Annotated in this window: 12 protein-coding genes; 5 read left to right on the top strand and 7 right to left on the bottom strand. The window is 57.0% G+C overall.

The features are described from left to right. Positions 1 to 186: 186 nt before the first annotated feature. Positions 187 to 2421 (top strand): NADP-dependent isocitrate dehydrogenase, encoded by a 2235-nt coding sequence (locus G403_RS0100570; protein WP_027852272.1) that lies wholly within the window; start codon positions 187 to 189, stop codon positions 2419 to 2421. 65 nt (positions 2422 to 2486) lie between these two features. Here the strand turns inward: G403_RS0100570 and cysQ are convergent, their stop codons facing one another. Continuing rightward, complete coding sequence (cysQ, locus tag G403_RS21625; RefSeq protein WP_036231939.1) at positions 2487 to 3326, bottom strand: 3'(2'),5'-bisphosphate nucleotidase CysQ; 840 nt, start codon at positions 3324 to 3326, stop codon at positions 2487 to 2489. Between the two features lie 138 nt (positions 3327 to 3464). Here cysQ and G403_RS0100560 point away from each other — a divergent pair, with 138 nt between their 5' ends. The 3 genes from G403_RS0100560 to G403_RS0100550 all read left to right on the top strand — a co-directional run bounded on the left by G403_RS0100560 (position 3465) and on the right by G403_RS0100550 (position 7165). Further along, positions 3465 to 5570, top strand: a complete 2106-nt coding sequence (locus G403_RS0100560; protein WP_027852271.1) for a NosR/NirI family protein — start codon at positions 3465 to 3467, stop codon at positions 5568 to 5570. A gap of 129 nt (positions 5571 to 5699) precedes the next feature. Then, the gene (locus G403_RS0100555) at positions 5700 to 6008 is read left to right on the top strand and encodes an ArsR/SmtB family transcription factor (RefSeq protein ID WP_027852270.1); all 309 of its coding nucleotides are present in this window, start codon (positions 5700 to 5702) and stop codon (positions 6006 to 6008) included. Between the two features lie 104 nt (positions 6009 to 6112). Then, positions 6113 to 7165, top strand: coding sequence for an alkene reductase (locus G403_RS0100550; protein WP_027852269.1), 1053 nt, complete (start codon positions 6113 to 6115; stop codon positions 7163 to 7165). A 16-nt stretch (positions 7166 to 7181) separates the two neighbouring features. Here the strand turns inward: G403_RS0100550 and G403_RS0100545 are convergent, their stop codons facing one another. From G403_RS0100545 to G403_RS0100520, 6 genes are all read right to left on the bottom strand, one after another. Beyond that, positions 7182 to 8228 carry a M14 family metallopeptidase gene (locus G403_RS0100545; protein WP_027852268.1) on the bottom strand — a complete coding sequence of 349 codons (1047 nt, stop codon included), beginning with the start codon at positions 8226 to 8228 and terminating at the stop codon, positions 7182 to 7184. Then, the gene (locus G403_RS0100540) at positions 8225 to 9709 is read right to left on the bottom strand and encodes a glutamate-cysteine ligase family protein (RefSeq protein ID WP_027852267.1); all 1485 of its coding nucleotides are present in this window, start codon (positions 9707 to 9709) and stop codon (positions 8225 to 8227) included. The genes G403_RS0100545 and G403_RS0100540 overlap by 4 nt, the downstream gene beginning before the upstream one ends. Before the next feature lie 101 nt (positions 9710 to 9810). Next, entirely contained in the window at positions 9811 to 10050 is a 240-nt protein-coding gene (locus tag G403_RS0100535) for a DUF2442 domain-containing protein (RefSeq protein ID WP_027852266.1), read from the bottom strand. Between the two features lie 4 nt (positions 10051 to 10054). Further along, positions 10055 to 10315 (bottom strand): DUF4160 domain-containing protein, encoded by a 261-nt coding sequence (locus tag G403_RS0100530; RefSeq protein ID WP_027852265.1) that lies wholly within the window; start codon positions 10313 to 10315, stop codon positions 10055 to 10057. Positions 10316 to 10333: 18 nt separating this feature from the next. Continuing rightward, complete coding sequence (locus G403_RS0100525; RefSeq protein WP_027852264.1) at positions 10334 to 11620, bottom strand: M18 family aminopeptidase; 1287 nt, start codon at positions 11618 to 11620, stop codon at positions 10334 to 10336. A 3-nt stretch (positions 11621 to 11623) separates the two neighbouring features. After that, positions 11624 to 12166, bottom strand: coding sequence for an FKBP-type peptidyl-prolyl cis-trans isomerase (locus tag G403_RS0100520; RefSeq protein WP_027852263.1), 543 nt, complete (start codon positions 12164 to 12166; stop codon positions 11624 to 11626). A 170-nt stretch (positions 12167 to 12336) separates the two neighbouring features. Between G403_RS0100520 and G403_RS21620 the strand changes: the two genes are divergently transcribed. Then, positions 12337 to 14418, top strand: coding sequence for a carboxy terminal-processing peptidase (locus G403_RS21620; RefSeq protein WP_036231932.1), 2082 nt, complete (start codon positions 12337 to 12339; stop codon positions 14416 to 14418). Positions 14419 to 14426: the final 8 nt, after the last annotated feature.

The following is a 14426-nucleotide window of genomic DNA, read 5'->3' as shown; positions in this document are numbered from 1 at the left end:
ATTACGTATAAAGTAGGAGACCGCGCCATTCCTGCGGCCTCTAACAGTTGATTAGGGCGATCATCAGGGAAACCGGAAGCCTCAAAGTTTACAAGGCTCGCCAAGAAGTCATCGGCTGGCCGATGGGTTCCCAAGTCACCTTTTCGAGCACTATTGGCTACACGCCATACAACACTGGGGAAAAGAATGACGACATCAAATCAGAAAATCATCTACACGATTACCGACGAGGCACCGGCGCTGGCGACTCACTCCCTGCTGCCGATCGTTCGCTCCTTCGCGGCAGCCGCCGGTATCGAAGTCGAAACCAGTGACATCTCCGTTGCAGCCCGCGTTCTCGCTGCATTCCCGGAGCGTCTGAGCGAAGATCAGCGCGTACCGGACGCCCTGGCCGAGCTGGGCCAGCTGACCCAGAGCCCGGACGCCAACATCATCAAGTTACCGAATATCAGTGCCTCCGTTCCTCAGCTGCGCGCTGCTATCAAGGAACTGCAGTCTCAGGGCTACGACATACCCGAGTACGTAGAAGAACCCAAGACCGATGAAGAGAAAGAAAATAAAGCCCGCTACAGCAAGATTCTCGGCAGTGCGGTAAACCCGGTTCTGCGCGAAGGCAACTCTGACCGCCGTGCGCCCGCCGCAGTCAAAGCATTCGCCCGCAAATACCCGCACTCTATGGGCAAGTGGAGCAAGGCATCTCAGTCTCACGCCGATTACATGCGCGGCGGCGACTTTTTCTCCAGCGAGCAGTCCATCACCATGAAAGATGCCGGTGATGTCCGCATCGAATTCGTCGGTAAAGATGGCAACGTAGAGGTCAAGAAAGAGCTGCCCCTGCAGCAGGGTGAAGTGTTCGACAGCATGCGTATGAGCTGCCGCGAACTGCGCGACTTCTTCGAAGAGACACTCAACGAATGTAAAGAAACCGGTGTTATGTGGTCCCTGCACGTGAAGGCGACCATGATGAAAGTCTCCCACCCGATCGTATTCGGTCACGCTGTCACCGTTTATTACAAAGATCTGTTCGACAAGTGGGGCGAGACGTTCGAAGAGCTGGGCGTTAACCCGAACAACGGTCTGTCCAGCGTTTACGACAAAATCAAGCAGCTGCCGGAATCCCAGCAGGAAGAGATCCTGCAGGATATCCATGACTGCTACGCCGAGCGTCCGGAAATGGCCATGGTGGATTCCGTTAAAGGCATCACCAACCTGCACATCCCGAGCGACGTTATTGTCGATGCCTCCATGCCGGCGATGATCCGCAGCTCCGGTCAGATGTGGGGCCGCGACGGCAAGCTGAAAGACACCAAGGCAGTCATGCCGGAATCGACTTACGCCCGCATCTACCAGGAAGTGATCAACTTCTGTAAGACCAACGGCGCTTTCGATCCGACGACCATGGGCTCCGTACCGAACGTGGGTCTGATGGCTCAGAAAGCGGAAGAATACGGCTCCCACGACAAGACCTTCGAAATGAAGGCTGACGGCACCATGCGTGTGGTTAATGCCGCTACCGGCGAAGTGCTGATGCAGCACGAAGTGGAAAAAGGCGACATCTGGCGTGCCTGCCAGACCAAAGACGCGCCGATCCGCGACTGGGTCAAGCTGGCCGTTAACCGTGCCCGCAACTCCGACACACCTGCCATCTTCTGGCTGGACCCGGAACGTGCTCACGACATGCAACTGAAAGCCAAGGTCGAAGAGTACCTGAAAGAGCATGACCTGACCGGCCTGGACATTCGCATCATGGATTACAACAGCGCGATTCGCGAATCCATGGAGCGTGCCATCCGCGGCAAGGACACCATCTCTGTCACCGGTAACGTACTGCGCGATTACCTGACTGACCTGTTCCCGATCATGGAACTGGGCACCTCAGCCAAGATGCTGTCCATCGTTCCGCTGATGGCCGGTGGCGGCATGTACGAAACCGGTGCGGGCGGCTCTGCTCCGAAGCACGTTCAGCAGCTGGTTCAGGAGAACCACCTGCGCTGGGATTCACTGGGTGAGTTCCTGGCACTGGCAGCCTCTCTCGACGAGATGGGCATGAAGTACGACAACCCGAGTGCCCGTGTTCTGGGACAGGCGCTGGACAAAGCGACCGGCCAGATTCTGGAGAACAACAAGTCTCCGTCACGCAAGGTTGGCGAACTCGACAACCGCGGCAGCCACTTCTACCTGGCCCTGTACTGGGCACAGGAACTGGCCAACCAGACCGACGATGCGGCGCTGGCCGATATCTTCAAGCCACTGGCTAAAGAGATGACCGAGAACGAGCAGAAGATCGTTGACGAGCTTAACGCCGTTCAGGGTCAGCCTGTTGATATCGGTGGTTACTACCACGCAGACCCGGCCAAAGCCTCTGACGTTATGCGTCCGAGCCGCACGCTGAACAACCTGCTGGACTCCCTGTCCGTTTAAATAGCAGTCAGTACGACCTTAAAACGGGCGCCGATCGGCGCCCGTTTTTTTTGCCCCGGATTTCGCTAGGCTCCATCCGGGCCAGGTGTGAAGAGCCTTGTCGCAAACTCGGCCCAATCTACGTCACTCTCACCCCGGGCTATAAACCATGGGTTCAGAACCTCATCGGTATCCTCGTAAGAAAGCGCCTGGCCATCCAATCGAATTACCGCGCCACCGGCCTCCTCAAGTACGGCCTGGGCAGCTGCGGTATCCCACAACGAGGTCGGCCCTAATCTGGGGTAGAGGTCAGCCCGCCCTTCCGCGATGTAGCAGAACTTCAACGAGCTCCCTACCGACTCCAGCTTCACCTCCCCTTTACGCCTCATCGCCTCCAGCCAGACCTGCATGTCGACACTGGGGTGGGAACGGCTTCTCAGCATATGCCAGGGCTCCTCTGACCGGTGCTTTCGGACCTTGATGGGTGCAGCACCCGCCGAATCATAACGCCAGGCACCCAGCCCCTTCGCCGCGCGCCAGCCCACCTGAGTCACCGGCGCGAACACCACGCCCAACACGGGGCAGCCCTGCTCAACCAGTGCGATGTTGACCGTAAAGTCACCATTTCTCTTGATGAACTCCTTGGTTCCATCAAGAGGGTCCACCAACCAATAGCGGCCTTCAGCGTCCGGGCCCTTAAAACCGGTCACATCCTCTTCCGAGAGCACAGGCAACCGGGGCTCCAGCTCGGCCAGGCCCGTCATAATCAACCGATGGGCTGCGCAATCAGCTTCGGTCAGTGGCGATTCATCCGCCTTATGAGTGACATCAAAATCCCGCTGGTAGACGGCCATAATCGCCTCCCCGGCCCGCCCCGCCAGGGCAGAAACCTGCTCCAGCAACTGCTCATCCAAATATGCGTGCATCACCCTTCCTATCAGTAGCCGAAACTCTTTGCGCTACGCCCAAAGTAGCAGTCAGATTAGGCCCAACGACCCTTAGCCAGCACGGCCCCACTCTGACACTCTGGTCAGGATAACAATAAAGAACCAGAGGGTGCAGGTATGCGGCTCTTATCAAAGCGCCTGAGCGTGGCGCTCGTTTTGTTGTTGGCCCCGGGAGCCTTGAATACCCCAGCCATGGCTCAACCGGATACTGACAACCGGCCAATTCCGGAGCTGATCAAGGAGATCTTTCCGCAAGCCACCGAGATTAAGCCACACCAGGATGATCCGCCCGTCTGGCCGGTCTATCAGGTCACTGAACTCATTGGCTACGCCTTTCTTTCCAGCGATTATGTGACGCCTCCCGGTTTCTCCGGTGCCCCTTACCAGTTGCTGGTCGGTATCGATCGGGATGGGCTCTACAAAGGCGTAAAAGTACTGGAACACCATGAGCCCATTTTTCTGCATGGCCTGGGCCCCGAGCCCATGCACCGCTTTACCGATCAATACCCGGGTCTGGATCTGCGCCACACCATCAAGGTCACCAGTGCCACGGTTCGGGACAAACACTCTGGCAGTAACGTTTATATAGACGGAATCACCAAAGCGACAGTCTCTGCCATCGTCCTGAACGAAACCGTGATGCTGTCCGCTATCCAGGCAGCCCAGGCGACGGGACTGATCCCCTATCGCAAACCACCTGCCAAAGTCCGTGAGGACTTATATGAACCGCTGGACTGGCCGCAACTCACCGAAAATAACTGGGTCCGCTCACTGACACTCAGCCAGAGCGACGTTGATAACGCCTTCGACGGCCAGAGCGAAGATAACCCGAACAGTGAAAACTTCATCGACCTCCAGTTTGCCTACCTGAACACCCCGAGCACAGGCCGTTACCTGCTCGGTGATGCGCACTACCAGCGCCTGATGAAGGAGAAGCTGGAGCCGGGCGAGCATGCAATTCTGGTTATGAACCGGGGCCCCTATTCGATTCTGGGTGATGACTTTGTGCGCGGCACACCGCCAGACCGTCTGGCGCTTGAACAAAATGGCATTCAGGTCGAGTTGCGAGACCTGGACTTTTACAACGTGATTGAACCGCAGCAGCCTTCAGCAATGCCCGACTTTGAAGAGTTTCGACTGTTTCGGATCAAACGTGGTGCCGGCTTCGACCCGGCCTCCCCCTGGACTCTCAAACTTGTCGTTAACCGCCCCCAAGGCTATCTGAGGCCGGATGAGATTCGTACCTTTGCCGCGGAGTACCAACTGCCTGAACGGCTGTTCATTGTCGAGGAGCCTCAAACCACTAAGAGCACACCGTTGTGGGTGCAAATCTGGCAAGACAGCGCCCTGAAAATCGCCGTGCTCACCATTGGCCTCCTGTTGTTAACGGCTATTATCTTCGGGCATCGCTGGGTAACGGCGGATAACACACGCTTCAAGGCTATTCGCTGGGGCTACCTGGCCTACACACTGGTGTTTATCGGTTATCTGACCCAGGGTCAGCTGTCGATAACCAACGTTTTTACCATCCTGAGAGTCGTCGCAGGCAGCGCAGACTCATCGGTTCTGATGATCGATCCGGTCATCTTTATCCTCTGGTGCTATGTCCTGTTAACTCTGGTCCTATGGGGACGCGGCTATTTTTGCGGCTGGCTTTGCCCGTTCGGCGCGTTGCAGGAGCTCGTGGGTGAAATCGCCAAAAAGATGAAGATCAAACAGCGCCGCATACCCTTCAAAATTCATCGCCGTCTCTGGGCCATCAAGTACCTGCTTTTAGCCGGACTGGTCGGCGTCAGCTTTTATTCACTGAGCGCCGCCGAACGCGGTGCCGAGGTGGAACCCTTCAAAACCGCCATCACCATGGGTTTTGTGCGCGAGTGGCCATTTGTGATCTACGCCCTGTTGCTGCTCATCGCGGGGCTCTTCATTCACAAGTTTTTCTGCCGCTACCTGTGCCCCCTCGGTGCCTTCTTTGCCGTGGTCGGGAAACTACATGTTTTCCGCTGGTTACCAAGACGTGAGGAGTGTGGCAGCCCCTGTCAGCTTTGCGCCAACCGGTGCGGAATCCGCGCGATAGAGCCCTCAGGCAGAATCAACTACAGCGAATGCATCCAGTGTTACGACTGCGAAGTGATCTACCGGGATGACCACCAGTGTGTACCGTTGATTAACGAGCGCAGAGGCAAAAAGCGTCCCACCCAGGTGATAGCAAAAGCGTCCTGATTCCGTCCCGGCATCCTCCTTCGGCTCTGCCGGGAACTATCCGATCCCGATTTCTGGCATACTTCGGATAAACCCCTGCTTGTATATCCAAATAATTCGATATATATTTCGAAAAAAATCGATATTGAAATGACTGACAGCAACGAAATCGACACCGCGACCAAAGCCCTGGCACACCCGGTCCGCCGCCAGATTCTGGCATGGCTGAAGGAACCCGAGCGCTGGTTTTCAGATCAGGCGCATCCATTGGACTACGGCGTGTGTGCCGGCATGATCGACAAGAAAACCGGGCTATCCCAATCCACGACTTCGGCGCACCTGTCGACGTTGCAGAAAGCCAACCTGGTCACAACACGCAAGGTCGGCCAGTGGGTCTACTTCAAGCGCAATGAAGAAACGATTAAGGCGTTTCTCGACGCCCTGGAGCAGACTCTGTAGCCCCCGGCATCCGCCTTCGGCTCCTGCCGGGCTGCACAGACGTGTGTACCGGACGGAATATCACGAAGTTCGGGAAAATTCGCAAATCAAAGGGGTTATAACTGATGAGTAAAATGTTCGAGCCGTTAACCGTCGGCGCACTTGAGCTACCCAACCGATTCGTCATGGCACCTTTGACCCGCTGCAGGGCCGAGGCCGGTCGAATCCCCGGTGACTTAATGGTGGAGTACTACCGCCAGCGGGCGGGTGCCGGCCTGATCATTTCAGAAGCCACGTCGGTCTGCCCCATGGGCGTGGGCTACCCCAACACACCCGGAATCTGGTCCGATGAGCAGGTCGAGGGCTGGAAGCGGGTCACCGAAGCGGTTCACGCTGAAGGCGGGCGGATTGTTCTGCAGCTCTGGCATGTGGGCCGCATCTCAGACCCGATATACCTGGATGGCCGAGACCCCGTTGCTCCCAGTGCTATTCAACCGGCAGGTACGGTCAGCCTGGTACGCCCGGAAAAGTCCTACGTAACACCTCGCGCACTGGAAACGGACGAGATCGCCGGTATTGTCGAGGCTTACCGCCAGGGGGCTATCAACGCGAAAGCGGCTGGTTTCGACGGCGTCGAGATTCACGGTGCCAATGGCTATCTGCTGGAGCAGTTCCTGCTCGAAGGTACCAACCAGCGCACCGATGCCTACGGCGGCTCTCTGGAGAACCGCGCACGCCTGATGCTTGAGGTAGCCGATGCCGTCGTTGAGGTCTGGGGCAGTGATCGTGTCGGAATGCACCTCTCACCCCGTGCCGATGCGCACGATATGCATGACAGCAACCTGAGTGCCACCTACACCTATGTCGCCCGTGAACTCGGTAAGCGAAACCTGGCCTTTATCTGCGCACGCGAAAAGGTTGGAGAAGACAGCCTCGGACCAACACTGAAACAGGAATTCGGCGGGGTATTTATTGCCAATGAACGCTTTACGCCGGACAGCGCAGAAGCCTGGATCAATGAAGGTAACGCGGATGCGGTGGCGTTTGGCGTGCTTTACATCGCCAACCCGGATCTTGCTCAAAGGGCGCAGCAACAGGCTGAGCTGAACAAACCCGATCCCAGCACCTTCTACGCGTCAACACCTACCGGTTATACCGATTACCCGGCGATGGTCTAAATCACGGCAACCGTGGTCACAGACGACTGTGACCACTTTCCGGCGCGGCATAGAGAAGGCAATCGCTTTTGGCGATGTCGGGCCTGTGCGTAATCATAAACAGTTTGAGCGGCTGCGCCGTCACCAGACGTCCCTGATCAATCCGAAACAGTTCCGTAAAGCGATCAACGCCAGAACCACTGCGCGCCCTCAGTTTTTGAGCCGGCGCCTCGCCGGGTGCCAACCAACCGATAAACGTACCGGCCGGAGCCGTTCCGAAGTTAAATCGCTCGAGATCCGGCGGAACGGTCAGATCGGCGCCGGGCACAGGCCGGGTCGCAAAGGCGAGCTGCGCATCATCGATCAGTTCAAGTCGCGCCGGGGTATGGTAGATCTCCAGATGGGTGCCACGCGCTAATTTCAAAACCTGATCATCATCCACATAGCGCATCAATCCCTCGAACGCGACACGATCGGCGCGGGTATCGCCGGCACCACCACACTCCACGGTCACTATCGGCATCTCCGGGCGGCTCATCTCCATCAGCGCCCCCAGACGAATATCGGTCACGACCAGATGCTTCGTGAACAGAGAGACCAGTGCCTCGTGCTGTTCATCCTCATGGGCAACGACGCCAAAGGCCGGCCCCGCACCGGAGGTGTTGTGAATATCGACCAGACACTCCGGCCGGAAAGCAGCGATCAACTGCAGCAGCCGTTCGGCGATTCGCCCTGGACGGTCATTATAGGGCGGCAAAAAACAGCGATTCATATCCCGCTCACCGGGCAGGTAGCGGTGCTGATGCAGCTGCTCATGCAGTGCTGTCTCAACGGCGGGGATGAAGCAGATCAGATTGACGGCCGGCTGATGCCCCGAACGCAGGAAACGATGCAACGCACGCAGGCCCGACGGCTCATTGCCATGCAACAAGGTGCAAACAGCCCGCGTGCGCGATCGATCCCGCCCCGGAACAATGATCATGGCGGCCCCACCCAGCTGCTCGAGAAAAGCAGCCGCATCACTCGCCCAGCTTGCCGAACTCGGTGCCTCTATAATTCGAATCGGGTCGTTTTCTGTGGTCACGTTATATCCTTCCATTGAGCAACGGGGATATTCTGGTGACTGTACTCCATATAACCCCGAACCATTTTGCTTAGCGCAATATGTCGCTTGTTCGAGCGGAAAAGGCGGTTGAACTGGCGTAGCTGCCAGGACGCCCCGGTCTGGCCTGCGCTCAAACGTTCTTCGATCAGACCCAGGTAGTGGTCTCTGTCGCGTTTGTAAATCCCGGCTCGCTCAAGCCCCTGATAGGCAACGGGTAACAGCCGCCGCGCCAGCTCCAGAACGGTCAACTCTTCGAAGCCTCCAGATTGTGCGGGCCAGAAAAGCTGGGCCTGCATCCCATGCTCGGCAGCCCGGTAAAAGTTGTAAACCAGGGTTTGGTAGGGCATGGCCGGAATGTAACGCTCCATCTCCGGCGCGAGCCCCTCACTGAGTCCGATCAAAAACGCAGCATTAGCCATCATATCGCAGGCGGTTGGCCCCGCGGGCAGGGCTCTTAATTCGATCCGCAGGTGACCGCCATCCGCTGCATCGTAAATTGCGCGATTCCAGGGCCAGACGGTCCCCTGATGCAGTTGCAGTTCAGGAAGATCGGGTATCTCGCCCTCCTCCAACAACCGTTCCGGATTATTGCGATTGCAGATCGGCAGCAGCGGCTCATGCAGGCGCACATTCTCGGCAAAAAGCTCATGTACCCCCTCCCTCACCCATCCGTTACCAAAGTCCACACGTGAGGGCAGATGTGCGTCTCTCAAGTCACGCGTGTAGCCATCGATCGCGTGCTTAAACAGGGGAATCCGGGTTTCCTGCCAGAGCCGTTTACCGACCATAAACGGCGAATTCACAGCAATGCCTAATGCTATGGGCGTAGCCAACTGCACCGCGTTGAAAATGCGGGCGTAGTTGGCAGGCTCCACCCGATAGTGCAACTGCAATGAGGTGTTGGCACCTTCCAGCGTCAGATCCCGGGAACGGAGTTCAACAGGCTCTTCACCATTGATGCGGATCGAAAACAGCTTGCCGCGCAGGTCCGCCAGGCGCTGGGTCAAACAGTGATAGCGGGCCAGATCGGTCATATTACGCGGCCCGAAATCACGACGCTTCAGTGTTGGCAGAATACCGATGAGTAACACCCGGGCACCATGCTCGTCCGCAGCACTATCGAGCATCGCGAACGCATCGAGAATCTGCTGTTCGGTAGCTGCGAACGGCCGACCCCGCACAGGCACCGGCGACAGGTTGTACTCAATGTTGTAGCGGTTAAGCTCCAGCGTCACCTGCGGTTTTTTCAGTGCCTCCTGAACTTCGGCATTGCATCCCACCGGGCGCCCCTGAGCATTAACAAGGTAGAGCTCAAGCTCGGCACCAAAACTGCGATCTCCCTCCCCGAACCCGGGTGTAGCAAGCAGCCGGCCCAGCACTTCAAGTTCACAGTTGAGGCGCTTTTTGAAGCGCTGAATCGAACGTTCGGAAAAATCGGCTGAGCGGATCGCCCGTCCCATAGCGGCCTCCTGAAGCACAGTCGCGGAGAGTTTTTCTCTCCCTATTCAGGATGGCACAAGCCTAGAAGTTCTCAAATAAATGGGGAGTCGCAGCAATCCTGTTATGCAGCAGACCTGACTTTCTGATAGAGGGCATCCGGCGCAAGATCAGCTTCATTGGGCCAACACACAGCACCAAATTTGTCGACACGGACTTGAGCAAAGAACTCTGGGTCTTTCAAAGGTTCGAACATGGGGCCAAACAAACGATCCGCAACGGAAACCTCACCCTCCGTACCATCCTCAAACGTCAACACCAATACGTATCCAGGCTTAACTCGAACACTTGTCACTTTATGCATGTAATCACTCCAGAGGCGCGATTTTCTCAAGAGGTTGATGCTTTTCAGCCAAAGCCCAATCGGCTTTCAGTTCCTCACGGTGTGCCTGGGCCCATTCCAGCACCATCGCTGTCGCGCGTTTCGATAGCGAGCCTTCGATCAACTCCAATGTTTCAATACTGATCAAGGCTGCTTGATCACCATAATAAGCGTGGAAATGCGGTGGGCTGTGATCATCATAATACATCCTGATAACGATGCCGAAAAACTCTGAAATTGTAGGCATCCTTGCCCTCCACGGTGTTTACACACTTTCTAGTTCATAAAACGGCTTCAGTATGCGGAAGAGCGAGTACGCATCACGGCTGCCGGCAAGTTCCCTGATGGAGTGCATGGCAAACTGAGGCACACCGATATCCAGCGTACGTACACCCAGCTCTGCCGCGGTGATAGGGCCAATCGTGCTGCCACACCCCATATCGGAGCGCACAACAAATGATTGGACCGGCTCTTCAACCTGAGCCGCCAGCTCGCGAAACAGCGAACTGGTCTCGCTGTTACTGGCATAACGTTGATTCGCATTAATCTTGATCACCGGCCCGCCATTGATCAAGGGCCCATGGTTCTCGTCATGCTTATCCATGAAGTTGGGATGCAGCGCATGGGCGTTATCCGCCGAGATCATCATGGAGCTGGCCAAGGCGCGGTTACGGGCCTGAGCCTCCGGCATCAACCGTTCCAGCCACTGCTTGAGCATCGGCCCCTGCGCCCCGGCTGCACTCATGCTGCCGACTTCTTCATGGTCGTTGCAGACCAGCACCTGCCCTTCACCAGCCGAAGAGGCCAGCAATGCCTGCAAGCCGATATAACAGCTGAGCAGGTTATCAAGACGTGCAGAGGCGATAAACTCACCCTCCAGTCCCACCTGGCCGGCCCCCTGCACATCGTAAAAACAGAGCTCGTAATCGAGCACGCGATCCACATCGGCCACACCCTGAACACTCAGCTGCTGAGCCAACAGATCACGGAACATTTGCTTACCTCCGCCCTGCCCCAGCACCGGCGGCAGATAAGTCTGCGCATTGATACTGCGGCTTTTGTTCGCCTCCCGGTCCAGATGGATCGCCAGGCTCGGTATCGTGGCCACCGGCCGCTCAAAGTTCACCAGCGCCTGACACAAATCGCCACGGCTATCCCGGTAATTAACACGTCCGGCGATGGATAGATCGCGGTCAAACCAGGGATTGAGGAGCGCACCACCATATACCTCAACACCCAGCTGAAAATAATCGCTCCGGTTAGCTTCCGGCTGAGGTTTGACACGCAAACAGGGCGAGTCGGTATGGGCGCCCACCAGGCGCCAGCCGGAGGTTTCAACCGCCGTTTGCGGTGCCCGCCAGGCAATGATCGATGAGCCGTTGCGAATCACGTAATACCCTTTGCCCGGCTCTGTACGCCAGTTATCGCGCTCCATCAGCTCTGTAAAACCGGCCGCGTTCAACCGGGCGGCCATCGACTCAACGGCATGCCAGGGACTGGGCGATGCATCAAGAAAACTGAAGAGATCACTGTTGAAAGTCTGCAGGTTCATTCCCTATTCCCCCTGGTTCGGATCGGTCGCGGAATCGGCAGGCTCCACATCAAGCAGCTCCACCTTGAAAATCAGTGCCGAATTGGCCGGTATCAGATGCGATGGGCTGCGTGCACCATAGGCTAAATCAGCGGGAAGATAGAGTTCACGTACGCCGCCAACCTTCATATCCTGAAGCCCTTCGCTCCAACCCTGAATAACCTGATTTAAAGGAAATCTCGCGGGCTTGTCGCGCTCGTAGGAGCTGTCGAACACCACATCATCAATCCGTCGGCCCTCATAGTGAACGGTGACCACATCCTTGGGTCCGGGAGATACGCCGTCGCCGGTTTCGATAACCCGGAACTGAAGACCGGAGGGTTTTACCTGAACATCCGGTTTCTCTGCATTGCGGGCCAAAAACGCGTCGCCCGCTTTGCGCGTCTCATCATTGAGTGCTTTGTCGATCAGCTCTTGACGGAACTTGGCCTCCTCCGGGTCCTCGCCACACCCGGCCAGCACTCCCAGTGCAGCAATCACGAGCAGCCAGCGTCTGCTAAAATGCATGTCATCTCCCAAGTTCGCGAATTCGCAACGATTTTACATTACATGAGCCCCTGACTACACTCGGTGGTTCCGAGTGACAGTCGTGACGCCTCTAGAAGGGAACCCAGAAGGCACCGGGCAGGTCACAGGTAGAGGTTAATATTGTGTACGATCAGGAGCCCATTGCTCAGATGAGAAAGCCAATCCGGGCGCTACTCGCGCTGCTGGCCACCACCGCCCTCACCTTCAGTTTTTCCGCCCAGGCGCGTCTCGACCCCGACCCGGTATATCGCCAGACACTGCTGGACGTAATCACCACGCTCAAAGAGGGCCACTATAACCAGATCGAGATTAACGACAGCCTGTCGAGTTCGTTGCTGGATCGATACCTCGAACGCCTGGACCCGACGCGCAGCTATTTCTACGCATCGGATATTCGAGAGTTCGAAACCCTGCGCAGTCAACTCGATGATCAGGTAAAACGTGGCGACCTGAGCGCAGCCTACGGCCTCTTCAACCGCCTTGAAGAGCGTCAACTTTCGCGTCTGGATTTTCTGATCAGTCGGCTCGAAGACGAAAACACCGAGTACGATTTTACCGTTGATGAATCGATCGATCTTGAACGCGACAGCGCCCCCTGGATCGAAACAGAAGCTGAAATGAACGATCTCTGGCGCAAGCGCCTGAAGAACGATCTGCTGAGCCTGAAACTCGCCGGTAAGGAAGTCGATGAAGCCCGCGAGCTGCTCCTCAAGCGCTTTCGTGCCCAGAAAAGCCGCGCTGAACAAGCCAAAAGCGAGGACGTATTCCAGGCCTACGTGAATACACTGACCGCTGAATTCGACCCGCACACCCAGTATTTCTCGCCGGTCAATGCCGAGAGCTTCCGCATCAACATGAGCCTGTCCCTTGAAGGGATCGGCGCGGTGCTTCAACGTGAAGACGAAATGACCAAGATTGTCAGGCTGGTACCGGCAGGCCCCGCATCGAAAAGCGGCCAATTGAAACCGGCGGACCTGATTGTCGGTGTGGCCCAGGGTGAGGATGGCGAGTTTGAAGATATCGTCGGCTGGCGTCTGGATGATGTGGTCCAGTTGATCCGCGGCCCCAAAGATACCGTTGTACGTCTGCAGATCATCCCGGCCGATGCGGTCGACCAGACGCTGCGCAAGACAGTACGACTGGTGCGCAATACCGTGAAGCTCGAAGAACAGGCCGCCAAGAGTCGCGTGTTGGAGCTGGATCAGCAGGGTGAGCCCCACAAGATCGGCGTCATCACCATCCCCGCTTTCTACATCGATTTCACCGCGATGCAGCGTGGCGACCCTGACTACAAAAGCACCACGCGGGACGTCCGTAAGCTGATCGAGGAGCTCAAACGTGAGCAGGTTGAAGGCATCGTCATCGACCTGAGAGATAACGGGGGCGGCTCTTTGCGAGAAGCCAACGAGCTGGTTGGGCTTTTCATTAGCCGTGGCCCGACCGTCCAGATTCGTGACCCCGAAGGCCGGGTGGATATCCTGGGCGACTTTGATCCGGATGTGGCCTGGAACGGCCCGTTAACGATACTGGTCAATCGGCTGAGCGCATCGGCTTCCGAAATATTCGCCGGTGCGATTCAGGATTACCAGCGCGGCCTGGTTGTCGGCAACCGTACTTTTGGCAAAGGAACCGTGCAGGTCGTACAGCCCATCGATCACGGGCAACTTAAGATGACCCACTCCAAGTTCTACCGCATCTCCGGCGAGAGCACACAGCACCGGGGCGTTGAACCCGATATCAACTTTCCTGCGCTCTACGACGAGAAAGATATCGGCGAAAGCGCGCTGGATGCCGCCCTCCCCTGGGATCAGGTCAAACCTGTGCGCTACGGGCGTTTTCCATCCCTACGCAGCCTGGTACCTGAACTCGCGCAGCGGCACCACGATCGCACCGACGACAACCCGGATTTTATTTTTATGCGAGATCAGGTCAGCCATCTCCATGACCGCAAACGCGCCAACAAAATCACGCTAAACGAGCAGAAGCTTCGCCAAGAGCGTGACGAGGCCGAAGCTCGCCTCCTGGCGCGAGAGAACCAGCGCCGCAAAGCGAAGGGACTGGAACCTGCCGAAACGCTCTCTGCCCTTGACGATATGCGACCGAAGGATGAACAGGGGCTGCCGATCGACCCGGACTCCGAAGCGGTATTACGAGAAACCGCAGCGATTACGCTTGATATGGCGAACTTGGTCAGCCGCCAGACAACGGCGCAAAGCAGGATGACTCACTGAGGCAAAGG

This window comes from Marinobacterium litorale DSM 23545, assembly GCF_000428985.1.
Classification (GTDB): Bacteria; Pseudomonadota; Gammaproteobacteria; order Pseudomonadales; family Balneatricaceae; genus Marinobacterium_D; species Marinobacterium_D litorale.
The sequence above is the reverse complement of the archived record's forward strand: the minus strand, read 5'-3'. Positions and strand labels throughout refer to the sequence as shown.